Origin of the sequence: Burkholderia sp. LS-044, from assembly GCF_004803625.1 — a bacterium.
Taxonomy (GTDB): Bacteria; Pseudomonadota; Gammaproteobacteria; order Burkholderiales; family Burkholderiaceae; genus Burkholderia; species Burkholderia cepacia.
Map to the genome: position 1 here is coordinate 1 of NZ_SSWO01000027.1, position 25,360 is coordinate 25,360.

Annotated in this window: 27 protein-coding genes and 1 pseudogene; 13 read left to right on the forward strand and 15 right to left on the reverse strand. The window is 64.9% G+C overall.

The features are described 5' to 3' along the window. On the reverse strand, positions 1 to 547 hold a 547-nt coding region (locus E9536_RS38420), incomplete at its 3' end, for a CynX/NimT family MFS transporter (RefSeq protein WP_136472775.1). A 138-nt stretch (positions 548 to 685) separates the two neighbouring features. Between E9536_RS38420 and E9536_RS38425 the strand changes: the two genes are divergently transcribed. Next, positions 686 to 1,201 carry a MarR family transcriptional regulator gene (locus E9536_RS38425; RefSeq protein ID WP_136472851.1) on the forward strand — a complete coding sequence of 172 codons (516 nt, stop codon included), beginning with the start codon at positions 686 to 688 and terminating at the stop codon, positions 1,199 to 1,201. Between the two features lie 105 nt (positions 1,202 to 1,306). Here the strand turns inward: E9536_RS38425 and E9536_RS38430 are convergent, their stop codons facing one another. After that, positions 1,307 to 1,519 (reverse strand): MFS transporter, encoded by a 213-nt coding sequence (locus E9536_RS38430; protein ID WP_136472777.1) that lies wholly within the window; start codon positions 1,517 to 1,519, stop codon positions 1,307 to 1,309. On the opposite strand from E9536_RS38430, the gene E9536_RS38435 reads away from it, so the two are divergent. Beyond that, on the forward strand, positions 1,519 to 1,722 hold the full coding sequence (locus E9536_RS38435) for a hypothetical protein (protein ID WP_136472779.1): 204 nt from the start codon (positions 1,519 to 1,521) through the stop codon (positions 1,720 to 1,722). The two genes, E9536_RS38430 and E9536_RS38435, sit on opposite strands and share 1 nt — an antisense overlap. A gap of 21 nt (positions 1,723 to 1,743) precedes the next feature. Here the strand turns inward: E9536_RS38435 and E9536_RS38440 are convergent, their stop codons facing one another. Continuing rightward, positions 1,744 to 3,183 carry an alpha/beta fold hydrolase gene (locus tag E9536_RS38440; RefSeq protein ID WP_136472781.1) on the reverse strand — a complete coding sequence of 480 codons (1,440 nt, stop codon included), beginning with the start codon at positions 3,181 to 3,183 and terminating at the stop codon, positions 1,744 to 1,746. A 170-nt stretch (positions 3,184 to 3,353) separates the two neighbouring features. Between E9536_RS38440 and E9536_RS38445 the strand changes: the two genes are divergently transcribed. Beyond that, complete coding sequence (locus E9536_RS38445; RefSeq protein ID WP_059858382.1) at positions 3,354 to 3,932, forward strand: TetR/AcrR family transcriptional regulator; 579 nt, start codon at positions 3,354 to 3,356, stop codon at positions 3,930 to 3,932. A gap of 122 nt (positions 3,933 to 4,054) precedes the next feature. Here the strand turns inward: E9536_RS38445 and E9536_RS38450 are convergent, their stop codons facing one another. The 9 genes from E9536_RS38450 to E9536_RS38490 form a co-directional block, all read right to left on the reverse strand. Next, positions 4,055 to 4,726, reverse strand: a complete 672-nt coding sequence (locus E9536_RS38450) for a hypothetical protein (RefSeq protein WP_136472783.1) — start codon at positions 4,724 to 4,726, stop codon at positions 4,055 to 4,057. 141 nt (positions 4,727 to 4,867) lie between these two features. Then, complete coding sequence (locus E9536_RS38455) at positions 4,868 to 5,221, reverse strand: carboxymuconolactone decarboxylase family protein (protein WP_168799620.1); 354 nt, start codon at positions 5,219 to 5,221, stop codon at positions 4,868 to 4,870. Between the two features lie 265 nt (positions 5,222 to 5,486). Next, positions 5,487 to 6,044 carry a peroxidase-related enzyme gene (locus E9536_RS38460; RefSeq protein ID WP_136472787.1) on the reverse strand — a complete coding sequence of 186 codons (558 nt, stop codon included), beginning with the start codon at positions 6,042 to 6,044 and terminating at the stop codon, positions 5,487 to 5,489. A 158-nt stretch (positions 6,045 to 6,202) separates the two neighbouring features. Beyond that, positions 6,203 to 7,114 (reverse strand): LysR family transcriptional regulator, encoded by a 912-nt coding sequence (locus tag E9536_RS38465; RefSeq protein ID WP_136472789.1) that lies wholly within the window; start codon positions 7,112 to 7,114, stop codon positions 6,203 to 6,205. A gap of 256 nt (positions 7,115 to 7,370) precedes the next feature. Further along, positions 7,371 to 7,868 carry a hypothetical protein gene (locus tag E9536_RS38470; protein ID WP_136472791.1) on the reverse strand — a complete coding sequence of 166 codons (498 nt, stop codon included), beginning with the start codon at positions 7,866 to 7,868 and terminating at the stop codon, positions 7,371 to 7,373. 96 nt (positions 7,869 to 7,964) lie between these two features. Further along, complete coding sequence (locus tag E9536_RS38475) at positions 7,965 to 8,285, reverse strand: hypothetical protein (RefSeq protein ID WP_136472793.1); 321 nt, start codon at positions 8,283 to 8,285, stop codon at positions 7,965 to 7,967. Positions 8,286 to 8,420: 135 nt separating this feature from the next. Further along, on the reverse strand, positions 8,421 to 8,687 hold the full coding sequence (locus E9536_RS38480) for a hypothetical protein (RefSeq protein WP_060180831.1): 267 nt from the start codon (positions 8,685 to 8,687) through the stop codon (positions 8,421 to 8,423). A gap of 132 nt (positions 8,688 to 8,819) precedes the next feature. Then, positions 8,820 to 9,194 carry an immunity 22 family protein gene (locus E9536_RS38485; RefSeq protein ID WP_166741989.1) on the reverse strand — a complete coding sequence of 125 codons (375 nt, stop codon included), beginning with the start codon at positions 9,192 to 9,194 and terminating at the stop codon, positions 8,820 to 8,822. A gap of 674 nt (positions 9,195 to 9,868) precedes the next feature. Continuing rightward, positions 9,869 to 10,573 (reverse strand): glutathione binding-like protein, encoded by a 705-nt coding sequence (locus E9536_RS38490; protein WP_136472795.1) that lies wholly within the window; start codon positions 10,571 to 10,573, stop codon positions 9,869 to 9,871. Positions 10,574 to 10,869: 296 nt separating this feature from the next. On the opposite strand from E9536_RS38490, the gene E9536_RS38495 reads away from it, so the two are divergent. Further along, a complete protein-coding gene (locus E9536_RS38495) occupies positions 10,870 to 11,325 on the forward strand; it encodes a hypothetical protein (RefSeq protein WP_124532825.1) in 456 nt (151 codons plus the stop codon). Positions 11,326 to 11,650: 325 nt separating this feature from the next. Here the strand turns inward: E9536_RS38495 and E9536_RS38505 are convergent. From E9536_RS38505 to E9536_RS38515, 3 genes and pseudogenes are all read right to left on the reverse strand, one after another. Then, a pseudogene (locus tag E9536_RS38505) lies at positions 11,651 to 11,875 on the reverse strand (hypothetical protein); the annotation flags it as partial. Between the two features lie 97 nt (positions 11,876 to 11,972). Then, positions 11,973 to 13,097, reverse strand: coding sequence for a porin (locus tag E9536_RS38510; protein WP_136472797.1), 1,125 nt, complete (start codon positions 13,095 to 13,097; stop codon positions 11,973 to 11,975). A gap of 222 nt (positions 13,098 to 13,319) precedes the next feature. Continuing rightward, a complete protein-coding gene (locus E9536_RS38515; protein ID WP_136472799.1) occupies positions 13,320 to 16,022 on the reverse strand; it encodes a LuxR C-terminal-related transcriptional regulator in 2,703 nt (900 codons plus the stop codon). 241 nt (positions 16,023 to 16,263) lie between these two features. On the opposite strand from E9536_RS38515, the gene E9536_RS38520 reads away from it, so the two are divergent. The 9 genes from E9536_RS38520 to E9536_RS38555 all read left to right on the forward strand — a co-directional run bounded on the left by E9536_RS38520 (position 16,264) and on the right by E9536_RS38555 (position 25,314). Beyond that, the gene (locus tag E9536_RS38520; RefSeq protein ID WP_136472801.1) at positions 16,264 to 17,247 is read left to right on the forward strand and encodes a universal stress protein; all 984 of its coding nucleotides are present in this window, start codon (positions 16,264 to 16,266) and stop codon (positions 17,245 to 17,247) included. Positions 17,248 to 17,265: 18 nt separating this feature from the next. After that, positions 17,266 to 18,246 carry a quinone oxidoreductase gene (locus E9536_RS38525; protein ID WP_136472803.1) on the forward strand — a complete coding sequence of 327 codons (981 nt, stop codon included), beginning with the start codon at positions 17,266 to 17,268 and terminating at the stop codon, positions 18,244 to 18,246. 10 nt (positions 18,247 to 18,256) lie between these two features. Next, positions 18,257 to 19,105, forward strand: coding sequence for a TauD/TfdA family dioxygenase (locus E9536_RS38530; protein WP_136472805.1), 849 nt, complete (start codon positions 18,257 to 18,259; stop codon positions 19,103 to 19,105). A gap of 120 nt (positions 19,106 to 19,225) precedes the next feature. Beyond that, positions 19,226 to 20,281: a 3-keto-5-aminohexanoate cleavage protein gene (locus E9536_RS38535; protein WP_021159631.1), complete on the forward strand. Its 1,056-nt coding sequence runs from the start codon at positions 19,226 to 19,228 to the stop codon at positions 20,279 to 20,281. Between the two features lie 171 nt (positions 20,282 to 20,452). Then, the gene (locus E9536_RS38540) at positions 20,453 to 21,817 is read left to right on the forward strand and encodes an MFS transporter (RefSeq protein WP_136472807.1); all 1,365 of its coding nucleotides are present in this window, start codon (positions 20,453 to 20,455) and stop codon (positions 21,815 to 21,817) included. 16 nt (positions 21,818 to 21,833) lie between these two features. Then, a complete protein-coding gene (locus tag E9536_RS38545; protein WP_060084885.1) occupies positions 21,834 to 22,427 on the forward strand; it encodes an alpha/beta fold hydrolase in 594 nt (197 codons plus the stop codon). A gap of 134 nt (positions 22,428 to 22,561) precedes the next feature. Continuing rightward, positions 22,562 to 22,735 (forward strand): hypothetical protein, encoded by a 174-nt coding sequence (locus E9536_RS41720; RefSeq protein WP_168799621.1) that lies wholly within the window; start codon positions 22,562 to 22,564, stop codon positions 22,733 to 22,735. Between the two features lie 283 nt (positions 22,736 to 23,018). Continuing rightward, a complete protein-coding gene (locus tag E9536_RS38550) occupies positions 23,019 to 24,185 on the forward strand; it encodes an extracellular solute-binding protein (RefSeq protein WP_136472809.1) in 1,167 nt (388 codons plus the stop codon). A gap of 49 nt (positions 24,186 to 24,234) precedes the next feature. Continuing rightward, a complete protein-coding gene (locus E9536_RS38555; RefSeq protein WP_027787393.1) occupies positions 24,235 to 25,314 on the forward strand; it encodes an ABC transporter ATP-binding protein in 1,080 nt (359 codons plus the stop codon). The last annotated feature ends 46 nt before the right edge of the window (positions 25,315 to 25,360 follow it).

Here is a 25,360-nt window from a genome sequence, read left to right on the forward strand (position 1 = left end):
TGGCCAGCGGCCACGCCAGCGCGGCCACCGCGGCCGGCAGCGCCCAGCCCGCGAGCGCGGCGAGCCAGCCCCAGCGGGCCGCGGCGAACGGCGCGACGACGCTTGCGAGCACGGCACCGCCCATGATCGACGTCGAATAGACGCCCATCGCACCGCCGATCCGCGTCGCGAAATGGGCCTTCACGAAGCCGGGCAGCAGCGCCTGCACCATCGCGATCCCGACACCCGCGCAGCAGGCGCTCGCGAGCAGCAGCCACGCGTGCTGCGCGCCGATGCGCGACACGCAGGCCAGCCCGATCAGCGCGACGCCGAGCCACACGCCGCCCGCGATGCCGGTCACGCGCTGCAGGCGCCGCGCACTCAGCGCGCCGAGCCCCATCAGCAGGATCGGGATCGTCGTCAGCAGGCTGGCCGCGCCGTCGCCGATGCCGGTCGCGCGCTGGATCATGTCGAGCAGCGGGCCGACCGCGGCGAGCGCCGGCCGCAGGTTCAGCCCGACGAGCACGATGGCGGCGAGCCGCCATCCGGGGGAAGTGAAGCAATTCATCGCAAGGCCCTCGAAATCGGTGCGCGGCCCCGGAAGGGCGCCGCGCGATTTTCATGTAAAGTATCTCGACATCAAGATAAACGCCGATTTATCTCGACGTCAAGATAACTGGTGGACCGAGGAGGGTTAATGGATCAGGTGGATCGAGCCGCGCATGCGCTCGCGCAATGGCGTAACGAGCGTCCGGATCTCGACGCGTCGTCGATGGTGGTGATGGGGCGGCTGCAGGAAGCGGCGCTCGTGATCGCGCGCGACCGTCTCAATCCGCTGTTCGCGCGCTACGGGATGCAGCCGGGCGAATTCGACGTGCTCGCGACGCTGCGGCGCGGCGGTGCGCCGTTCGCGCTGACGCCGACGGCGCTGTACGACGCGCTGATGATGTCGTCGGGCGGGATGACCGCGCGCATCGACCGGCTGCAGAAGGCCGGCTGGGTCGAGCGCCGGCCGAACCCGGCCGACGGGCGCGGCACGCTCGTCGCGCTGACGGATACCGGCCGCGCGCTGATCGACGAAGCGGTCGTCGCGCACATCGACAACCAGCGCGCGTTGCTTGCCGTGCTGTCGGATGATGAGCAGGCGCAGTTGTCGCGACTGTTGGAGAAGCTGCTGGCGGGGCTGGGGGACGGGGTGCCGGGAGAGCCGGAAGGCAAGTAGCGCCGCGGAATGCGTCATGCACATGCACGCCGCGGGCAAAAACAAGGTTCTTCGTGAATTTTCGTGGATGTCGCTTGGCGACCCGAAGCGGACGATCAACGCGCCTTAAAGTGGGCATTCATTGGTTACTCGGGCGACAGTTTGATCCGTCAGCAAGAGAATCTGAGTGACGGAACCCGCGAATGCCCTGCCCAAGGTCGCCGCGAACAGTACGAACAGCGCCGCCAGGATGACGCGATCGCGCCCGAAACGGCGGGCGAGCCACGGCGTCGGCAATGCCAGTAGCCCCATGAGCACGTCGGGGATCGACGGCAGCAATGGCCCGATCGAACGATGCCCGGCCGCAGATTCACACCAATCAGCACCAGGCAAACGAGCCCCACGGCAAGCGACAACGGATTGTTGCGCCGACCATTTCCGACCGGTATTTCCAGCGGCGCACCCACATCGCTCACTTCGTGATTGAACTGATTACCCGACATGCTCTCGATCCTCAAGGCTGCTTGCGGGGCGGCCATTGACTGCCGCCCCGGCGCAGCAGGTCAGGCAACGGCGTCCTGAAGGAAACCTGCATCGATCTCGATCTTCGACAGGTGCGCGACCGTGTTGACGAGCGTCTTGCCGGCCACGGCCATCGCAATCGCCACCGCCGCGCGGCGGTCGAAGCCTGCCGCCTTCAGCGCGTTCACGTCGCTATCCGATACCTGCGTGCGCTTCGATGCGATGGCTGTCGCGAACTGGCGCACCGCTTCGAGCTTCGGATCGGCAAGCGCGCTGCCGGTACGCAACGCGTCCACCACGTCGGCGGGGGCACCGAGCCTGCCGGCCAGCGTCGCGTGGACGGCCACGCCATAGTCAGCGGCATTCACGCGGCTCGCGGCCGCCATTGCGACCTGCTGCGCCACCGCATCGAGGGTCGTGGTACCGAGAGAATGAAGCCACTGCAGGTAAGCCGATAGCACCGGCGGTTCGACCGCAAGCGCGTGGCCGAGATTCGGCACGAAACCGAATACGCCGCGCATCGCATCGAACAGCGGCTGCGCCTCCGCCGACGCAGACACGTCGTCCAGTGCGCCAAACAGCGCCTGACCTTGTGCGACGTCCAGCGTGCGTGCGAAGAACGCGCGAATGATGCCGGCCACTTCGTCCAGATGCGATTCGAGCGGGAAATGACCGCCATCGACGAAATGCACCTCGGCATCGGGGATATCACGCTTGAATGCCTCGGCTCCCGCAGGCAGGAAAAACGGATCGTGCTTGCCCCACACAGCCAGCGTCGGCGGACGATGCGTGCGGAAGTATTCGTGGAAGCGCGGATAGGCTGCGACGTTCGCCTTGTAGTCGCCGAACAGGTCGAGCTGGATATCGTCGTTACCCGCGCGGTCGAGGAAGTGCTGGTCGAGCGTGTAGCTCTCCGGCGCAATATGCGACGTATCCGCCTCGCCATGCTGGTACTGGAACTGCGTGGTGCCGGCCGTCAGGAAACCGCGCAGTTGCTCACGGTTCGCATCGGACGGGTCCTGCCAGTAAGCACGCATCGGATTCCAGCCGTCGCTCAGGCCTTCCTCGTACGCGTTGCCATTCTGCGAGACGAGTGCGGACACGCGATCCGGGCGCGACGCAGCCAGGCGGAAGCCCACCGGCGCGCCGTAATCGAAAACGTACAGCGCATAGCGCGTCAGGCCGAGCGTGTCGGTAAAGCTCTCGATCACGTCCGCGAGATGGTCGAAGGTGTAGCCGAACGTCTTCGCTTCCGGGGCGTCGGAGAAGCCGAAACCGGGCAGGTCCGGCGCGATCACCCGGTACTTGTCGGCGAGACGCTCGATCAGCCCGCGATACTGGTGGCTCGAAGTCGGGAAACCGTGCAGCAGCAGCACCGCGGGCGCGTCCTTCTGGCCGGCTTCCCGGTAGAACAGATTGAGGGCCGAGCCGGTACGACGATCGGCGACGGAGGTGGTTTGATACGTCACGAGTGTGGACATCGAAAATCTCCTGAATCACGGAAAGAGGCGTCGGCCTGAATTATCTGTACCGAACGATCGGTACAGTACGTCCGGAAATTACGGACGTCAAGGGTTGATTTAACGAGCGAGGCAACTTACCCTTCCGCTTGTACCGAACGATCAGTACTTTTGGGGAAGCGAAAAGATCTATGGCCACTGCTCAGGCATCGAAGGACGAAATCATTGACCGGCTGTTCACGGTGTTCCGGGATCGCGGCTTCGAGGGTGCGTCGATCACCGATCTGTCGCGCGCAACCGGTCTCGGCAAGTCGAGCCTCTATCACCACTTCCCCGACGGAAAGGAGCAGATGGCCGAGGCCGTGTTGGAGCGCGCGACAGCGGTAATCGACAGCGAAATCCTGAACGCGGCGCGATCGTCCGGCACGCTAAAGGCCCGCATTCGCAAAATCGTGGCCACGCTGGACCAGATGTACGTCGGTGGGCGCGCCCCCTGCGTGCTCGGTCAACTCGCCACGGCCAATATCGGCTCGGTTGCGAAACAGGGTTTGTTGCTGGCGTTTTCGCACTGGATCGACGCCATCGAAGCTTTGGCGCGTGAAAGCGGCATGTCGCCGGCACGGGCGCGGCATTTTGCGGAGGACTGGGTTGCTCGCCTGCAAGGGGCGCTCATCCTGCAGGCGGCAAACAGCGATCTCGGGCCGTATAAGCGGGCCATGGCCGCGTTGCTCGAACTTTCGAAGGACGGCAAGGATCACGCTCCGGAGTAAGTCTCATCGCCACCTTCTGATGGCTTCTGGTGATTCCGGAGGCTACATGGGGTATCGGCAGGCGAATCTCACGCACTGAACTGTCCGTTGCCGCGCGCGGCATGTGACGCTCCGGCTACCCTTCAAATATTTCCAGAGTCAACCGGGCGACTCGCCCATGCCGCATCTAGATAATCGTGTCCCGGTACATAAGGCTTCAGCAGAAAGGGATGACGCCGAGTCAGCCCATCCGCGAAGAAATACCAGTCGCCGATCGAGCTTTGATCCGCTTCGTACGTCTTGTCGCGGGGAACGCGCTGCTGGATCCGGGGCCACAGGTCGGCATGTAAATCGCGCCATCGCGACGGCCTGCCGTTGTCGATCGCCGGGATGAACGTCTTGATGCTGTAGCAGTCGTCTCGCACTTCACCCACAAATACGCCTTCTTCGCACGCGAGGCCCAACTGCAACCATTTCTCCCGGTAGATCCACGGCTGCAACCAATAAATATTCGCCATGGCGGTGTAGAGGCGTGTGCGAACCTCGTCCTCGCCAGTTAGGCCCGTCCGCTGAATGATCCGTTGCATCGCATGCTGGCTAACCTCGATCCGGTACATGAGACCGTCTTCCGGCCGAGCAACTGACGAACAGACAAGGAAGAAGAAATCCAGCCCGCCAGCGGCGCCACGTTGCTCGAACAATCCGCAGTACAGGGTCATTTCGCCAAGGCGTATCAGCGGAAACGTGACCAGGTGCTTGTCGAGTTCTGGCTTCAGCACACGTTCCATGTAGCGGAATGCCTTCCTGCCGCTCATCCCGGGTCGCCATTGCTTTGATACCCGCTTTATCGCGCCATCAAATACCCTGAGAAACGTGAACTGAGACGTCGCGTCTGAAATGGATCTTGCTCGTCCCTTCGCTATACGCGGATCTACGAAGCGCGGATGGTCCATGATTCATCGGACCTCTGCCGCATGCGGTCGATGTGCCGGGTCGGCCACAACGGGAAAGTCGATATGACCGCGCTGTCTGGCTACGCTCGCAGCGAATTTCACGACCGCTTCGGCCTTCGGATCCTTCGATCCACCGTTGCGGTTAAGTTCAATTTCGTCCGGGGATAGCTTTGCGAAGTTGGTGGCGAGAAAACGATGCGCGGACAGGCAGTAGTCCGATCCATTGACTTGCGCAACCACCAACGCAATGCGCTCACGGTTCCTGGAATCGAGCGTGGTGGACAGGCCGTCCTGAAAAGCCGCAAATGCTGCCAGTGCGACCGGGCTGCTGCCGATGAGACGGTAGAAATTCGGCACGACGCCCAGCTCTGATAGACAACGTCCAGTATCGGCTTACTCTCGACCGGAGCATCGTCTCGCGTAGAGATGTGCAAACGGGACATCGACGATTCCTTCACGAATCGCCGCGCCCGTCAGGCGCGACAATCCAACGTGATTGCTTCAATAGACGTGTTACGACCGACCACGCCCGCATGGAGAATTGCGCATGGTCAGAACGGAGCAACCAGCCATCGAGACCAGGCAGCCGGACGCTTCATACGGCGCCCAGTCCGCCCGGGCCTCAGGCGGCCTCACGGGCCCGGGTCTGAAGCGGCGGGAACGTCGCGTCGATGTCGGTCTTGAACGTGTTGTTGAAGAGGTTGGTGATGAAGCTGAACGCGGTCTCGGCGACGATGTCAACGATCTGCTCGTCGGTGTAACCCGCAGCACGCACGGCTTCGACATCCGCGTCTTCGATGTGACCGCGCGACGTGGCGATCTTGTAGGCGAACTGCAGCGCGGCGTCGGCCTTGAGATCGGTCGAATGACCGTCGCGGTTGAGTTCCATGTCTTCCGGCGTCAGCCCCTGCAGCTTGGCGCCGAGATAGGTGTGCGCCGACAGGCAGTAGTTGCAGCCGTTCACTTCGGCGGTCATCACGTGGATGCGTTCCCGGGTCTTGTGACCGAGACTCCTGCCGAGCGCGCCGTGCATGTCGGCGATCGCCTTCAGTGCATCGGGGGATTGCGAGATCAGGGCGAAGAAGTTCGGGATCACGCCGAGAACTTTTTCGTAGTTCGCGAGGATCGGTTGCGCTTTGGCGGGAGCAGCTTCTTTCGAGGGGATTGCAAGGCGGGCCATGAGATTTCTCCGTTGATCCGAGCCACTGCGGCTTCGGTAGGAGAGATAGTAGGGACTTCCGCCCAAAACAATAATTGGCTATTTTCGAGAACCGACCTTCCATTCAACGAAAGTATCGAGAAACGGGAAAGGGGCGCATTCGGTAGAGCGAACGCCCGTCAGGCTTTACCCAGCTCCGACATCGCCGAGCGCAACCGGTCGGTTGCGAAGTCGAGGAAGACCCTCATCTTGAGCGGCAACAGCCCGCGCTCTCCGTGGATGAGACTGACAGGAATCGACTCGACATCGAACTTCGGAAGGACGTGGACAAGCTCCCCGGTGCGGAGCGCGGCATCGCAGTGGTAGCGGTACACCCTCGTCAAACCGGTGCGACGGAGCGCTGCCTGTACGGCAGCCTCAGCGGTGGTGACGGACAGGCGCGGAATGATGTTGACATTGAAATCACGTTTGGTTGCCGGATCCCGAAACCACCACGTTGCGGTGGAAGGGCCAGTGAAGACAACGCACGGAAGCTTTTCCAGGTCAGTCGGGTGTTTGGGTTTGCCGTGCGCAGCTAGCAGGTCCGGCGAAGCGCACACCAATGTATCCATAGTACCAACACGGGTTGCAATCATGTTGCTGTCCGGCAAGGTGCCGATGCGAACGGCCATGTCAACGTGGTCATCATAGAGATGAAGGTTCCGATCGGAGAGAACCAACCGGACGTTGATCTCGGGATAGGCAGCCAGGAAGTCCGTGACAATGGGCAGGATGTACATATGGCCAAACAGCACCGGCGCGGTGAGAACCAGCTCTCCGCGTGGAGTGGTGTACTCGCCGGCCGCAGCTCGTTCGATTTCCTCGATCTCTTCCAAGATGCGTTTGGCGGACTCGACGTAAGCCTGGCCGGCATCGGTCAAGGTCAGCTTGCGCGTTGAACGATGCAGCAATTTCGTGCCTAGGTACTCTTCGAGTTCCGTGACCTTCCGGCTGACGGTCGGGAGCGGCATGTTCAAAGCCTTCGCGGCCGCAGTGAGGCTACCTTTTTCGATCGTGAGCAGCACGATCGACATTGCTTCCAGTCGATCCACTTAATCTTCCACCCAATGAAAGATGATTCATGGATGCAAAAGTATCATTTTTCTGGGTGAAACATTCGGAGTGCGCCGAATGAATGCTGCGGATGGCTGCTTCTGGCCGAGCGCGGTCGGCGCCGCTCGGTGATGCATGACCGGCGCAGATCGACCCGATTCAGACATTTAGCTCCACCGAAGGCTGCCTTCCAATGCAGTGCCCAAGTGGCGGGTCGAGCAGCAGTGCGAGGGCGGTCAGCTGGACGCGATTCTGCTAGCGATCTGGGCTGCACTTGCCAATTTGAATGCTCAGATCATCGGGACGCTCGGCATCCCCGCCACGCCCCGAAGCCAGAAGCGACTCGTACTGCTTTGAGTCTTCCCGCTTAAGTTGTTGCCAGTAGCCTTGGCTTGTATACGCACCCCGATACACAAGTTCAAATCTGCGCGAATCCTTGTCAAAGTTAGCGTCGGCTAACCCGGGCCGACATAGCAAGCTGCCAAATGTGAAGTCGTTTTCGACACATGTCGCCAAGAGCATTTTTCCGTCAAAGAAGGCCCAGTTTGCCTTCGGATCGCGGTTGAGCAAAGTACGGTACTCGGCGATTTTCGAATCGTCTTCAGTTAATCGACGCAACACAAATTCCTTACCGGGCTTGAACGCTTTGGGCGCCCACGTGGTTGTCTTACTGTCGTAATGCAGACCTGCAGACTGTTCGACGACACAGGCATATGCGCTTGGCTCAGCCGAAACACTGTCAACCTTCGCCAATACCAGTAGTGCGAACAGTCAACACCTAATCATTTTTTGTCACCCTGAATAAGGCAAAGGTTAAGCGCGAATTCCGTTTCTTTAATCATTTGCATCTTATGACTTCACAGAATCGATCAGTGTCTTTCGAGTGAAATCCCGCCTATCCGTCAGTTCCATGTTCTTCCCAAAATTTTTAGGAGAGAGGCCCCCGGCCGAAAGCTCACCCTCGTGTTCTTCCTGGAACTTCCACCATTCGCGATATGCTTGGAGGAAGGTCTCCAGATTCTTGAAAACTGCCGGGTTGCAGGCTTCAATCATGTCGTAAAGTTCGAAAGGCATGTAAAACTCATAGTCCGAAACTTCGATATCACGAGCAACCGTCACAATCACTTGCGACTCAAACCACGCGACATTCTCACGAGTCATCGTCAACATGCTTGCTCCTTGTCTAAAAGATTGAAACCCCGTTGCCCTGCATTCGGCCGTACAGGTGGCAATTATCAACAATTTAGATGCGAGTGTGAAGGTCCGCTTCTGGCCGAAGCCCGGCGCATCTCGCTGTGGCCGCGTTCAGAATACCTCGAACGAGCACCAGTCTGGCACAAACCCCTCGAAGATAAAAAAGTCTTCGATATACGTGAGGCCAAGCTTTTCCAGAGATCTCATGCATTCGTCGGCTGCATCACCTCCAAAAAAAGGTCCAAGCGATACCAGATTGTCAGATTCGTCAAAGTATCTACCAAGATTGAATTCGGTCATGACCATTGACAGGTCGACGTTCTTGGCCGAAAGCGCGGCCCGCCGGACAACAATTCCGAAATCCCGGGATACTTTCATCGATGTGGAGCTTGAGTGAATGAGTCGCCACGATTGTCGGCGCTCTATGTGCCGAGGTCGAGTGACCGAAACTGGTCGAACGCGGTCGCCCAGCAGTAGGCGTCGCATCAGGCGAAACCAAGTTCGAGACGCTCAAATTGGATACTCGAACATTCCGATGTAGACCAGTTCGAATCCTTCGCCTTGCACTGACCTTGGCGATTTTATCTGTTCGCAATTTATGAAAATCAGCGCGTTCGCATCTCCCAAATTTGCGGCGCGCGCCGCTTCACATAGCGCTTCCGACCATTTGTCCGAGTACGAGTGAGGTGCAAAGAACTCTTCCAGTGAAGTACCCGACTGTCGCAGCCCTGTTTCCATGAAATCATGATCACAGAAGAACTCCCCCTGGGAGCCGTAGAACTCGGAAACGGGTCGACTTTCATCCTCGCCGTAGTGTTCTGCGAGAAAGCTTGAAAATCGGGAGGCGTCAGTTATCCGGCCAAGATAGAAATGAGAAGCTTCCATTCTATGCATCGTTGGTTGACTCCCCTTGAGCGCAAAGAAAATTGCATTCCTTCACCTACTGAGCGGCTGCCTCAAGCCGACTGTCAACGTAGACATTACGTTGCAGCCAGCGCGGAGCAGGGCTTCCGCGCCTCCCCCCCAAAAACTCGGCCCACTGCGGATCTACCGACTATCCAGCTTGCCTTGTCCTCGTGAATCGTACGTGTTGCACAAACGCGCGATGCCGCAGCCTCTGCGGAAAGCGGCGGTTCTGGGAAATTTCTTGCAGTATGCCGGCTATCTCGTCGTCAACGGCCAGGCCTTGCTCCAACCAACCGATCGCGAGGTCACACCAATATGGAGTTGGCCATCGTAGTCCAGCGACAGCGACGTCGCGCGCGGAATCGATGTTCGAAGCGAAAGCCGTCAAGGGGTGTTCAAGTGGCTTGACTATTGAGGGCGATTTCATCTCGGATCTTGTTCAACTTGGTAGGGGACGTCGCGTGCAAGGTGAGTCTGATCGATTGTCATCCGTGTAGGCGCCCACGTCGACCGACAGCTTCTGGCCGAACACCGACCGTCTCCCCAGCATTCCCCGGAAAATCGCAATACCCCCGAAAGCCCGCCGCCCAACACGGCGGGCGCTTCAAGTCCACAGCTACGCAGGCCGGACAACGCGCGACCCGCCCAGCCGCTCAGCCGCGCGCCGGAATATTAAGCCCACGCGCAACAGCCGGACGCGCAACAAACGCATCGAGCACCCGTTTGACGTTCCGGAATTCACTGAAGCCGACCAGATCGCCCGCTTCGTAGAAACCAACAAGATTTCGCACCCACGGGAAGATCGCGATGTCGGCGATCGTGTAGGCATCGCCCATCACCCACTGGCGGTTCGCGAGATGCGCGTCGAGCACGCCGAGCAGGCGCTTCGACTCGTCGACGTAGCGGTCGCGCGGGCGCTTGTCCTCGTAGTCGCGGCCGGCGAACTTGTGGAAGAAGCCGACCTGGCCGAACATCGGCCCGATGCCGCCCATCTGGAACATCACCCACTGGAGCGTCTCGTAGCGGCCCGCGAGATCCTTCGGGATCAGCTGGCCCGTCTTGTCCGCGAGATAGATCAGGATCGCACCCGATTCGAACAGCGGCAGCGGCTTGCCGTCGGGGCCGTCCGGGTCGATGATCGCCGGGATCTTGTTGTTCGGGTTCAGCGACAGGAACGCGGGCGAGAGCTGGTCGTTCGTGTCGAAGCGCACGAGGTGCGGCTCGTACGGCAGGCCGGTTTCCTCGAGCATGATCGACACCTTGACGCCGTTCGGCGTCGGCAGCGAGTAGAGCTGGAGACGGTCGGGATGCTGGGCCGGCCACTTTTGCGTGATCGGGAAGGCGGACAGATCGGGCATGAAGGTTCGCTCGTCGAAGTGAATGACTTGCGCACCGTCCTTGCTGCCGCGCGCCACGGACGGTGGCGCGGCGGCGGGACGGCGCGCGCTGAAAACGCCCACTGTAGCCGATCCCGGCGATCGATGCTGGCGGCGGCTGCGCGCGACGGCATCAGCTCCGGCACAATAAATTTTGGAAATGCCAGCGAAGCTGGGAACGTTGACGAGGTGACCCGCAAAAAATTGGTTCATCGCAGGAAACCGCGGAGAGTTTTCGAGCGATTGCGTAATCCGACACCTGATTCTGAGGATAAGCGATGAAGTCAAACGAATTCAAGCAAGGTATATTTGCGTCTCTAATGGAGCGCGGCTTCCTCCGGCGAGGTAATTTAATGTGCTTTTCTGGAAATGGAGCACAAATTGCGGTCGGAGTGGAAAATGGTTTTGGTCAACAGTGGTTTGTTAATGTGGGATTCTGCCTTGACCGCATCGGAATCGGCGAAATAACTCGTATCGAACAGTCACACATGTACTTTCGGCTTGATCGTTTGTTTGCACAGCATCGCGAGTTGATTGTCTGGGCGGGGGCGCTTGATGATATGGAGCAGTCGAGAAAATATGAAGTTTTCCTCAGTCTACTGGCAAGCGAAGTTGGAGAAGAGTTGAAGCAATTTTCTAGTGAGCAAGCGATTGCTGATGCATATCGTGCCGGAAGGTTTCGGGAAGGCCTTATTACTAAGTCGGCTAGAGATTTAATTTCTTCTTCAACTTAAAATTTCATAGTAACTGCGGGGCCGACTTACTGAAAAATTTTAAATCTCTGGAATAAATTGACAGTATCCAAGCACTAGAGCGCCCGATGCATCGCATCGGGCGTTTTGTATTTCAGGGCGATATATGGCCGCTCATGGTTGTAGGTAGATATGCACCACCTGCTCGACCATCTTGGCAGCCTGTTCAAGGCGAATTCAACCGGTCGTCGCAGGTTCAAGCCCTTGCCCGGTTCAATCGTCACTTCTTCCTTGCGTTTGCGAGGCATAAAAGTGGCTCCTTGGTCGCCAGTTTATGCCTCGCACACAAAGTTTCGAATGAACTCGGCGGGTAACCCAGATGCATATTCATCTCGGCGCCCATCGCGCATTCGATGACGGCCTCGTCGAACTCCTGCATCAGATCCTGAACCTCGGCTGACGACATTGGCGCTTTGATCAACCATTCGAGCAGTTTCTTGGGCAGTTCAGGCAGCGGCACGCGGGCCGCTGCCTGAGACGCTACGTTCGTCTTTTCTTTTTCATCAGCATATCCATCGCCTTTGCACCTCATGATATGCCTCGCCTACAAAATGACGGATAGGTCCACTTAATTGGGAAATACCCCAAACTTTATTGCCACGAAACAGCCACCACATGCCCCGCAGCCGTCAAAAATTGTGCCGCAGCCCGACCATCGCGGCCGTCGTGCCGACGCCCGGCGCGACCGGCTGCCCGTACACGAGCATCTGGTCCATCGTGCCGCGATTGTTCACGTGGCCGACCTGCGCATAGACCGTCGTGCGCTTCGACAGGCTGTAGTCGGCCGCGAGCACGACCGACGTCGACTTGTTCGCCGAGACGTTGCGATCCTTCAGGTAATACACGGCCGAGCTCACCTGAAGGAAAGGCGTGAAGCGATAGCCGATGCCGGCCGACAGCATGTCGAGGTTCACCTTGTCCGCATGCGACGGATTCCGGCCGTTGCCGTACAACGCCGACACCGAGAAATCGCGGATCGTGTATTTCGCGCCGACGTAGACGAAGCGGTTGTTGTCGACGCCGGTCGGCGCGACGCCCGGCGCCGGGTTCGTGTCGTGCCCGTTGTAGTAGACGGCCGACGCGTTCAGCCCGTAGTTCGCATACTTGAGCACGACCGATTCGCGCGTGCCGCCCTGGAACTGCCCGGCCACGCCGCCCGGCGCGTATTCGAGCGCGATCGACGCGCCCGCGAACACCGGCGACTGGTAGACGAGCGCATTGCTGTCGTACAGCGCGCCGATCGCGCCGTTGGTGCTCGTCCCGGGCCAGCCGGCCGCCGTGTTCAGGCCGAGCCACGCGGTCAGCACGCTGCCGAAGAACTGCGCGTTGCGCACGTCGGTGTCGGCCATCGCGTAGATCATCGGCACGATCTGGCGGCCGGCCGTGAAGGTGCCGAACGGGCCCGACACGCCGAGCGACGCGACCTGGTTGAAGATCGCGACGGCGCCCGGCGTATCGCTCAGCTGCAGCTTGCCGGTGCCGCTGTCGAACGAACCCTGCAGCTTGAAGTTGACCTTGTAGCCGCCGCCGATGTCCTCGCTGCCCTTGATGCCCCAGAAGCTCGAGTAGATGCCGCCGTCCTTCATGCGGAACACCTTGCCCGTATTCGGCGCGGTGGGGCTGAACGACGCCGCCGACGTGCTCTGGTACAGCAGGCCCGTGTCGATCACGCCGTAGAGCGTGACGGAGGATTGCGCGTGCGCGAGCGCCGAGCAGCCGGCAAGCGCCGCGAGCGCGGCCAGTTTCGTCTTCATGAAGTCTCCAGGGTCGTATTGGACCGGACGGGGTCGAGCCCGTCCGGGTGAAGCGGGGAAGCAACGAGGCGGGCGGGAAGACGTGACAGGCGGCGCCCGCGTGAGCCATGCGGAAAGACTACGCAACGGCGGGCGGCCGCTCCCCCCCATGCGCGGGGGGCAGGGTTGCGGAGAATCGCGGGAGGTGGGGGCGGGAGCGCCGCCCGATCGGCGGAACCGGCGTTACGGCGCGCTTTCGAGCAGGCCGAGCACCAGCGCGCGGCGCACCGCATGCTTGCGCGAGCTGGCGTCGAGCTTGCCGAACAGGTTCTTCAGGTGCCACTTCACGGTTTCCTCGCCGACGGCGAGCGCCACCGCGATCTCCTTGTTCGACAGGTTGCGCGCGAGCAGCTCAAGAATCGCGCGCTCCTTCGGCGTCAAGACGACGCTCGGCACCGCGCGCGGGCTGGCCGCGCCGCGCGGGGCGGGCGGCACGATGCGCGGTGGCGGCAACGCGTGCCGCGCGGAGCCGGCGCCGGCGGCCGCTTCGTCGCCGGCGCGGCGCGCCCAGTCGGCGATGGCCGGATGCGCGTCGGCGAGCGTGCGCGCGAGCCCGAACAGCTCCGCGAGGTTCATCGCCTCGTCGAGCAGCGCGCGGCCGCCGCCCCCGGACTGTTCGCGCGCGAACGCGCCGAGCGCCATGATCTCGATGCGCGCCTGCCCCATGCTCATTTCACGGGCCAGCACCGCCGCTTCGTCGAGCGCCGCGCGCGCGTCGTCCCAGCGGCGCGCGGCCAGCGCCGCACCCGCATGCGCGCTCGCCTGCAGCAGCACGACCGGGCGCCGCCACAACGGCCCGTGCGACGGAAACTCGGCGGCCGCGATCGCATCGATCCGCTCGACGAGCGCATGGCAGGTCGCCTCGCGATAACGCGCCGCGTGAATGCGCACCTGTTCGGCGAGGCTCGCGACCGACAGGCGCGGCAGGCGGCGCGCGACGCCCATCGCGTCGAGCGCTTCGAGCAGGTCGATCGCGCGATGCTCGACGCCGCGCAGCAGCGCGATGCGCGCGGCGGTGCGATAGCCGAGCAGCACGGTATCGGGCGTGCCCGCATGTTCGAGCACGTCGAGCCGGTTCGCGAGCAACGCGGCGGCCTGGTCGACGCGGTCGGCCTCGTACGCGAGCGCCGCGCACATCGCCGCGAGCATGCAGGTCAGCGGATGGCGGCGCCCGAGATCGGCTTCCGCGCGTGCCAGCGCGGGCGACAGCGTGTCGTCGGCCAGCCGGACCTGGCCTTCGCGCAGGTAGCTCAGGCCCGTGATCAGCTCGCCCCAGCGCGCGACGTAGCCGAACCCGGCCGCCGTCTCGCCGCGCGGTGCCGCGTGCTGGAAACGGCGCGCCTGCGCCGGTTCGCCGACGATGATCGCGCGCGCCGACAGCCGGTTCGCGTGCATTTGCGCGAGCCAGGTCGCCGCCGGCGGCGTGAAGTCGGCCCACGGTTCGAACAGCTCGACGAAACGGTCGATTTCGTCGGCGTAATACGCGGCCGCGCTGAGGATCAGCGCGCATTCGTAGCGCATCGCCGCGGGCGTGCCGGTGTCCGCGAGGATGCCCGCGATCTGGCGCTGCGCCTCGACGTGGCGTTCGCCGAGCGCCAGTGCCCACGCGACCGCGATGCGCAGCGTCGGGCGCTTGTCGAGCTCCGCGTCGGGCAGCAGCGCGAGCCAGTCGAGCACGTCGTTGATGCGGCCCTGCTTGATCGCATCCTCGAGGCAGCGCTGCGCGAGCGCGTACGCCACCTCGAACTGGCCGGCCGCGTACGCGTGGCGCGCGGCTTCCTCGGTCATCCCGTGCGCGTTGAGCCAGGCGGCCGCACGCGCATGCAGCGCGCTGCGCTCGGCGTCGGGGCCCGCGGCGAGGCGGTCGCGCAGCGTGTCGCGCACGAGCGGATGCAGCCGGCACCAGTCCGAATCGTCCGACGCGATGAACAGCGGCGTGTCGCGGGCGAGCCGCGCGAGACGGTCGGGTGCGTCCGCGTCGTCGAGCAGCGCGGCGCACAGCGACGGATGCAGGCGATCGGCGACACTCGTGCGGATCAGGAACGCCGTGTCGTCGGCCGACAGGTTCGCGAGCAGCAGCTCGACGAGGCGGTCGCGCGTGCCGTCCACGCGGGCGGCGAGCGCGTCGACCGCCTGGCGCGGATCGGCCGAGCGCGCCATCGCGGCCATCGCGAGCTGCAGGCCGAGCGGCCAGCCGTCGACGCGTTCGAACAGCCGCGCGCACGCATCGGCGTCGACCCGCTGCGCAAAGCGCGCGCCGACCAGCGCGATCGTCTCGTCGAGCGTGAAGCGCAGCCAGTCGGGGCCCGCGAGCGTGCATTGGCCGCCGGCGAGCAGGTCGCCGGCCGTGTGGTCGAGCCCGCGCCGCGCGGCGACGACGACATGCAGGTTTTGCGGCGCATTGTGCAGCACGTAGGTCAGCGCCTCGAGGCCGGCCGGCGGCAACCGCTCCGCATCGTCGACGATCAGGAGCGCATCGATCGACAGTTGCGCGACCTCGGCCAGCCAGGCGGTCACGCCCTCGAGCGCACGCGCCGTGTCGGCCGCGCCGGGCGGGATCAGGCGCCCGAAGCCGGGCCGTGCGCAACCGGTCCGCACCGCCTGCACGAGCCCCTGCAGCAACCGGGGCGCATCGTCGCGCTCGTCGGCCGACAGCCATACGACCGCGCGGCCGAGCGCGAGGGTCTCGCGGCGCCATTGCGCGAGCAGCGACGTCTTGCCGTAACCGGCCGGCGCCTGCACGAGCGTGACCGGCCGGCCGTCGAAAGCGGGCGACGCGAGGCTCAGCCGCGCGCGGGCCAGCAACTGCGCCGGCACACGCGGCGCGGTCGTCTTCAGGACCAGTTCGGTGGGAGGCGCGTCGGCGCGAGCGGGTGGGTGGGCCATCGGGCAGCAGTGGGAATCCGGCGGTGCCGTGCGGGCCAGCGTCCGGGGTGGGTGTGGGGGGAAGGATCGGCCGAAGCGCGTTCGCGCGTCAATCCCCCCCGCGACGAGTGGGGCCGTGCCGGCACCGCGTCGATAGCATGGGTTCCGATCCATGACGAACGCAACGAGGAGAGGGCCATGAACATCGCATCGACCGGCACACGGCGCAACGCGTCGCTCGCCGGATAAACGGAGCGGCACGATGTACCGCCATCTGCTCGTGACGGTCGACGGCGCGCCCGGCGGCATCGACGCGATCGGCCATGCGCTCGAACTGGCGCGCGCGGTCGGCGCCCGGGTCACGTTCCTGCTGGCCGGCGCCGCGCCGGCCTCGCGTTTATCCGGAGCGCGGCTGCCGGAACACGGTGCGAAAGTGGAAGCCGCCGCGCGGGCGCAGGGGTTGTCCCATGCGATCGCGGGGGCCGGCCATCCGGGGGCCGGCGACGCGGCACCCGGCGCGCTGGCGGCCGAACTCGGCTGCGACCTGATCGGCGTCGCGGCGCTGCCGCACGATGCCGATGCGGCAGCCTGCGCGCAGCGGCAGCACCTGCTCGCGACGAGCGGTGTACCGGTGCTCGTGTGCACGTCGCGGCGAACGCCGGCCGAGGCGCGCGTGATGGCGCGTTGCCTCGATGCGCATCGCGCGGTCGGCGGATTGCTGCATGCGCTGATGGCGTCCGGCGTGGACGCGGATGCGGACGTGGATGCATGGCAGCGGCAAGCGCAGCATGGCCTGATGGCTTCCGCCGCACACGCGAACGTACCGCAGCGGCACGCGGCCGACGCACAGCGTGCGCTGGCATCGCTCGCCGCACTGCAGCGCGCCCGTGTCGGCACGGCCGCCGAAGCGCACCTCTTCGCGGCATTGCGCGTGCGCGCGGAGTGCGTCGCGGCCGAACTGGACGAACTCGACCGCCAGCGGCAGCGCGATGCGCAAGCGCTCGATGTGCTCGAGCGGATCGCCGCGGACGGGCTGCCGTCGGCCGCGTTCGACGCGGCGCTCGCCCGTTATGCACACGGCGCGTTCGAGCAGATGGGGCGGGTGGAAGGCGTGATTTTCCCGGCCGCGCGACGCTATCTGGGCGACGCGGACTGGGCCGGACTGGATGAACCGCTGGCGGACGGCGCAGCCGCGACGCCGCCGGACATGAACGAACCCGACGATGCGCGGCGCGCATCCGACTGACAACATACGGAGAACACGATGGCACATGCAGTGCGATTCCACGAAACCGGCGGTCCCGACGTGCTGCGCTGGGAAGCAGTCGACGTCGGCGATCCGGGCGCCGGCCAGGTGCGCCTGCGGCACGAGGCCGTCGGGCTGAATTTCGCCGACACGTATTTCCGCAGCGGCCTGTATCCGGTGCCGCTGCCGGCCGGTATCGGCGTCGAGGCGGCCGGCGTGGTCGACGCCGTTGGCCCGGGCGTGACGAACGTCGCCGTCGGCGACCGCGTGACCTACACGGGCTTCCTGAACACGCTCGGCGCGTACAGCACCGAGCGGCTGATCCCCGCCGCGCCGCTCGTGCGGCTGCCGGCCGGCATTTCGTGCGAAACGGCCGCGGCGATGACGATGCGCGGCCTGACGTCGGCCTACCTGCTGCGCCGTATCCACGCGTTCGCGCCGGGCGACACGATCCTGCTGCACGCGGCCGCCGGCGGCGTCGGGCTGATCGTGTCGCAATGGGCGAAGCTGCTCGGGCTCACGGTGATCGGCACGGTTTCGAGCGAGCACAAGGCCGCGATCGCCCGCGCGCACGGCTGCGACCATACGATCGACTACAGCCGCGAGGACGTCGCGAAACGCGTGCGCGAACTGACGGACGGCGCGGGCGTCGACGTCGTGTTCGACAGCGTCGGCAAGGACACCTTCGAAGGCTCGCTCGATTCGCTGAAGCGGCGCGGGCTGATGGTGTGCGTCGGCACCGCATCGGGCCCGATCCCGCCGTTCGATCCGCAGCGCCTCGCGATGAAGGGCTCGCTGTACCTGACGCGCCCGGCGCTGGCCGACTACATTGCCGATCCGGCCGAGAAGAACGACCTGGCCGGCGAACTGTTCGCGCACGTCGCGGCCGGCCGCATCAGGATCGGGATCAACCAGCGCTACGCGCTGCAGGATGCCGCGCAGGCGCACCGCGATCTCGAATTGCGCAAGACGACCGGTTCGTCGGTGTTCATCGTCTGAGGAGACGCGCATGCGAGTCGAACCCCTGACCTGTGCGCTCGGCGCGGAACTGCTGGACGTGAGCCTCGCCGACGCCGTGCACGACGACGGCCTGTTCGCCGAGATCCGCGCGCAGCTGCTGCGGCATCGCGTGCTGTTCCTGCGCGACCAGGACATCACGCGCGCCGAGCACGTCGCGTTCGCGCGGCGCTTCGGCGAGCTCGAGGATCATCCGGTCGCCGGCAGCGACCCGGAACACCCGGGGCTCGTGCAGATCTACAAGTCGCCCGACCAGCCGAACGACCGCTACGAGAATGCGTGGCACAGCGATGCGAGCTGGCGCGTGGCGCCGCCGTTCGGCTGCGTGCTGCGCTGCATCGACGGTCCGCCGGTTGGCGGCGACACGATGTGGGCGAACATGGTGCTCGCCTACGAGCGCCTGCCGGACCACGTGAAGCAGCAGATCGGCGACCTGCGCGCGCGCCACAGCATCGAGGCGAGCTTCGGTGCGGCGATGCCGATCGACAAGCGCCTCGCGCTGAAGGCGCAGTACCCGGACGCCGAGCATCCGGTCGTGCGCACGCACCCCGAAACCGGCGAAAAGGTGCTGTACGTGAACGCGTTCACCACGCATTTCACGAACTACCACACGCCCGCGCGCGTGCGGGTCGGGCAGGACGCGAATCCCGGCGCCGGCCAGCTGCTGCAATACCTGATCAGCCAGGCATACATCCCCGAATACCAGGTGCGCTGGCGCTGGAAGAAGAACAGCGTCGCGATCTGGGACAACCGCAGCACCCAGCATTACGCGGTCATGGACTACCCGCCGTGCGTGCGCCGGATGGAGCGCGCGGGCATCGTCGGCGACGTGCCGTTCTGAGCGCGCCGGCACCTTAACCGATTCGCAACCTGCACACGACGCGCCGGGCCCGCCGCCCGGCACGGCGGGATACGCACGCCCGTACGCCTGCACCAAAAACGATTTCCACTGGAGGACGACATGCAATTTCTCGACGATTCGCTGCACCCGGAAAACCAGGACAAGGTAGTCATCACGGTCGCGCCGTATGGCCCCGAATGGATGCCCGCCGATTTTCCGGAAGACATTCCGGTGACGATGGACGAGCACGTGCAGAAGGCCGTCGACTGCTACAACGCGGGCGCGACGGTGCTGCACCTGCATGTGCGCGAACTCGACGGCAAGGGCAGCAAGCGGCTGTCGAAGTTCAACGAGCTGCTCGGCCGGCTGCGCGAGGCGGTGCCCGACATGATCCTGCAGGTGGGCGGCTCGATCTCGTTCGCGCCGGAAGGCGACGGCGCGGAAGCGAAATGGCTGTCCGACGACACGCGCCACATGCTCGCCGAGCTGACGCCGAAGCCCGACCAGGTGACGGTCGCGATCAACACCGTGCAGATGAACATCACCGAGCTGATGAACCGCAAGGACATCGCCGGCACGTCGCTGAACGAAGCCGCGTTGTGGGACGCGTACCGCGAGATGACCGTGCCGGCCGGCCCCGGCTGGGTCGACGAGCACCTGCGCCGCCTGCAGGCGGCCGGCATCCAGCCGCATTTCCAGCTCACCGGCATGCATGCGCTGGAAACGCTCGAACGGATCATCCGCCGCGGCGTCTATCGCGGCCCGCTGAACGTCACGTGGGTCGGCATCGGCGGCGGCTTCGACGGCCCGAATCCGTACAACTTCATGGAATTCGTGCGGCGCTGCCCGGACGGCGCGTGCATCACGCTCGAATCCCTGATGAAGAACGTGCTGCCGATCAACACGGTCGCGATGGCGCTGGGCCTGCATCCGCGCTGCGGGATCGAGGACACGATCATCGACCAGAAGGGCAACCGGATGACGTCAGTGCAGCAGGTCGAGCAGTGCGCACGGATCGCGCGCGAACTCGGCCGCGACATCGCGACCGGCAAGGAGGCGAAGGCGATCTACCGGATCGGCGTGCAGTACGACGGCATCGACGAGACCCTCGCGCAGCTCGGGATGGCGCCGAACCGCCGGCCGGGCCAGCCGAACGTGCCGCTGCGGGCCGCCTGACGCGCCGGGCATCCGCGCATCCGGGACTGCGGCCATGGCGGCCGCGGCCCGCCGATCGTTGTGGCGTGGCACCCATCCCCGCGCGTGATGCGGGGGCGGACTCCGGTCAACGGAGCGGGGCCACGCAAGCCGCGCCGGAGCACGATCGCTCCGGTGCCGGAGGAGACACGCATGCTGATCCATCATGTCGAGCCGTCGATCCAGGACGTCGCCGCCGCCGGCCGGCGCGCGCCTGCCTATGCGTGGCTCGTGTTCGGGCTGACCGTCGGCCTGCTGCTGTCGGACTACATGTCGCGGCAGGTGCTCAACGCCGTGTTCCCGCTGCTCAAGCAAGCATGGGCGCTGTCGGACACGCAGCTCGGTTCGCTCTCCGGCGTCGTCGCGCTGCTGGTCGGGCTGCTGACGTTTCCGCTGTCGGTGCTCGCCGACCGCTTCGGGCGCGTGCGCAGCATCGTGCTGATGGCCGCGCTGTGGAGCGTCGCGACGCTCGGCTGCGCGCTGTCGACCCAGTACACGGAGATGCTCGTCGCGCGCGGCCTCGTCGGGCTCGGCGAAGCCGCGTACGGCAGCGCCGGCGTCGCGCTGATCCTCAGCATCTTCCCGGCGCGGCTGCGCGCGACGCTGACCGGCGCGTTCATGGCCGGCGGCGCATTCGGCTCCGTGTTCGGCATGGCGCTCGGCGGGCTCGTCGGCGCGCATCTCGGCTGGCGCTGGTCGTTCGGCGTGATGGCCGCGCTCGGTATCGTGCTGCTCGTCGCGTATCGCTGCGTCGTGACCGAACGGCGGCTCGCCGCATATCGCTCTGAATACGGCACCGAATGCGGCACTGAATACGGCGCCGAACCCTGCCGGCGCGACACCGACACGCCGCGCGACCTGCGCGGCAGCGTGCGCGTGCTGATGTCGGGGCTGTTCGCGTCGCGTTCGGTGATCTGCGCATATCTCGGCAGCGGGCTGCACCTGTTCGTGCCGGGCGCGCTGTTCGCATGGCTGCCGAGCTACCTGAACCGCTACTACGCGATGGCGCCCGACCGCGCGGCCGTGCTCGCCGCCGGTTTCGTGCTGCTCGCGGGTATCGGGATGGTCGGCTGCGGGATCGTCACCGACCGCGTCGGCAAAACCGACGGCAAACGCAAGTGGCTGACCGCGATCGCGTATTGCGTGCTGACCGGCGTCTGCCTCGCGATCGCGTTCCGGCTGCCGCCCGGGCCGCTGCAGCTCGCGCTGATCTGCGCGGGAATGCTGGTCGGCGCGGGCGCGTCCGGTGCGTCGGGCGCGATGGTCGCGAACCTGACGCCGGCCGCGATTCACGCATCGGCGTTCGCGACGCTCACGCTCGCCAACAACCTGCTCGGCATGGCGCCGGGCCCGCTGCTGACGGGGTGGGCCGCCGATCGCGCCGGCCTCGTCGGCGCACTCCAATGGATTCCCGTCGTGCCGCTCATGGCCGCCGTGCTGTTCGCGATCGGACGCGCGAGCTATGTGGCCGACCTCGCGCGCGTCGAACGCGAACGGCGCGCGTCCAGACTTTCCTGAACGCTTCGGAGGCTGCATGACCCTGACGACCGCACCCACCATCCTGATCGTGCCCGGCTTGCGCGATCACGTCGAAGACCACTGGCAGACGCACCTCGAACGGCGCCTGCCGAACGCACGATCCGTCGCGCCGCTCGAAGCCGACAAGCTGAGCCGTGCCGCACGCGTCGCGGCGCTCGATGCGGCGCTGGCCGCGATCGACGGCCCCGTGATCCTCGTCGCGCACAGCGCGGGGGTGATGATTGCCGTGCACTGGGCGCGGCAGGCCACGCGCAAGATCCACGGCGCGCTGCTCGCGGCGCCGGCCGATCTCGATACGCCGATGCCCGCCGGTTATCCGGCGCCCGACGCAATCGACGCGAACGGCTGGACGCCGGTACCGACCGGGCGGCTGCCGTTTCCGAGCATCGTCGCCGCGAGCCGCAACGATCCGCTCGCGCGCTTCGAGCGCGTCGAAACGCTGGCGGCAGGGTGGGGCAGCAGGCTCGTCGATCTCGGCGAGGTGGGGCACCTGAATCCGGCGTCCGGGTATGGCGAGTGGCGTGATGCGGAACGGTTGATCGACGAGGTGAGGGCGTTGGGTGAAGGCGATTCAGGCTTGAGGAATTGATATTCGGGCATTGTTTGCCGGCCTTGCGGCCGTTTTCGTCCATTCATCGGACGCCATGATTGACAGCGACGCGACCGCTGCATCCGATTGACGGACAAGCGGTCAATCACTGTCATTTTTTGCGGAATGCCGTCGTGGATCCCAAACGAAAGGTGCTGTACGGAGTCGTGTTGAAACCCTGCGCGATCATCCGTCCCACCAGCGAGGCCAAGGCTTCGACCGAAGCCGAGGAGGGTGACGTGCCGCGCGCAGCGCGAAAAGTCATTTCCGGACACCGGGACGAGTTGATCGCCCTGAAGAACCGCTGATATGCCGGGCCTGCCGAACGCCGACGGCACCGATCCAGTCGGGGCCCGTTGTATCCGCTTCGCCCGGATTACCCCCGCAGAGATATGACGTCGCAAGACGATTTGGCATCCAGCCGCGATCCCCGGCCCATCTTGCCCGGTAACCAAATTGGCACTCACCGGAAGGTGTTTGTCAGGGAAAGTCCCGCCCCACGCCGATCGGTTTTTTGTTGACCGACATCGTATAACGCCGTCATGATTTCCTGAAAAGAAAGGTCCCATCCACCGACCGAAGTGAGGAGACATGAACGCCACCACGATCGCTCGCCGTGTCCGCCGGATCGCACTCGCCGTGGGCTTCACGCTGTCGGCCGCGGCAGCCGTTGCCGCCCCCGTATCGCTGAACATCGTCGATGTCGCGGGCAACCTGCAACTCACGCAGAAGGCCATCGAAGCCTTCAGGGACAAGAACTCGACCCTCGTGTCGAGCGTCACGTTCACGAACGCGCCGGCGCCGCAGCTGCCGGGCAAGATCAAGGCGATGCAGGCGGCGGGGCGCGCCGACATCGACCTCGTGCTGACGGGCACCGACGCGCTCGCCGCCGGCATCGAGCAGAACCTGTGGCTGAAGGTGCTGCCCGACAACGCGGGCGCATTCCCCGGCGTGCTCGACAGGTACGCACCCGGCCCGCGCAAGATGCAGGACCTCGCACAGGGCTTCGGCCTCGAAGTCACCTACATGCCGGCCGGCCCGCTGCTCGAATACAACCCGGCGAAGGTCAGCGACCCGCCGAAAACACCCGATCAGTTGCTCGCGTGGTGCAAGGCGCACCCGAACAAGCTGATCTACGCGCGCCCGGCGAACTCGGGCCCCGGCCGCACGTTCCTGATGGGGCTGCCGTACGTGCTCGGCGACAAGAACCCGCAGGACCCGATCAACGGCTGGGACAAGACCTGGGCGTTCCTGAAGCAGCTCAACGACTGCGTCCCGTACTACCCGGGCGGCACGTCGGCGGTGATGAAGGAGCTCGGCGAAGGCACGCGCGACATGACCGTGACCGTCACCGGCTGGGACCTGAACCCGCGTGCGCTCGGCATCGTGCCGGCCGAGTTCCGGGTCCAGGCGTTCGACAACATGACGTGGGTCAACGATGCGCACTACATGGTGATCCCGAAGGGCGTGCCGAAGGACAAGCTCGACGTGCTGTTCAAGCTGATGAACTTCCTGCTCGAACCGGCGCAGCAGGCGATGACCTACGACGACGGTTACTTCTATCCGGGCCCGGCGGTGAAGGGCGTGACGCTTGAGATGGCGCCCGCGCACAGCCAGGAAGTGATCCGCAAGTTCGGCCGCCCCGAATACGCGAAGCTGCTGGCGGATCGCCCGCACGTGCAGCCGCTCAGCGCGCAGGCGATGGTCGCCGCATTCCAGAAGTGGGATCGCGAGATCGGTTCGCAGAAGTCGAAGTGACGCATGGGCCGGCGGGCGCCGCGGCGCCCGCGTCGATGGAGTTCGCGCAATGAAGCAGAGTTTCGAACGGCTGCGGCTCGATGGCGTCAGCCGCAGCTTCACCAATGCGGAAGGTGCGCAGGTCGCCGCGCTGAACGGGCTCGACCTCGAGATCCGGCGCGGCGAGTTCATCGCGCTGCTCGGCCCGTCGGGCTGCGGCAAGTCGACTGCGCTGAACTGCATCGCGGGGCTGCAGCCGCTCACGAGCGGCGGCATCTGGCTCGACGACACGCGCATCGACGTGCTGCCGCCCGAGCGCCGCGGCTTCGGGATGGTGTTCCAGAACTACGCGCTGTTTCCGCACCTGTCGGTGCTCGACAACGTCGGTTTCGGCCTCAAGATGCGCGGCGTGCCGAAGCAGGAAACGCGGCGGCGCGCGCAGCAGGCGCTCGAACTCGTGCAGCTCGTCGGCCACGAGGGCAAGCTGCCCGGGCAGTTGTCGGGCGGGCAGCAGCAGCGCGTCGCGATCGCACGCGCGATCGTCATCGAGCCGCCGCTCGTGCTGATGGACGAACCGCTGTCGAACCTCGACACGAAGCTGCGCATCGAGATGCGCGCCGAGATCCGCCGCATCCACACGCAGCTCGAACGCGCGACGATCTACGTGACGCACGACCAGGACGAGGCGCTGTCGATGGCCGACCGCATCGTCGTGATGAAGGAGGGTGTCGTACAGCAGGTCGCGACGCCGAAGGACGTCTACACGCGCCCGCACAACCTGCACGTCGCGCGTTTCATGGGCTATCGCAACGTGCTGCCGTTCACGCTCGACGGGATGGCCGGCGGCCACGTCAACGTCAGCGCCGCAGGCGTGCGGCTCACGGGCGTGCCGATGGCCGGCTTCGACGCGAAGGACGTCGCGGTCGCGCTGCGCCCCGACGACATCGAGCGCGCGGCAGACGGCGCCGGCAACGCATTCGACGCGACCGTCGAAACGGTCGAATACGGCGGCCGCGATTCGCTGATCCGTGCGGCCACGCCGTTCGGCCCGATCTGGGCGCGCGTGGCGGGCGAATTCGCGGAGGGCGAGCATTTGCGGTTATGTGTTGCGCCGTCGCGCACGCTCGTCTATGCCGGAGACGCGCGATGAACGGCCGCCGCATCGCGTGCGCTGCAACGCGTCACCGGGAGGCCGC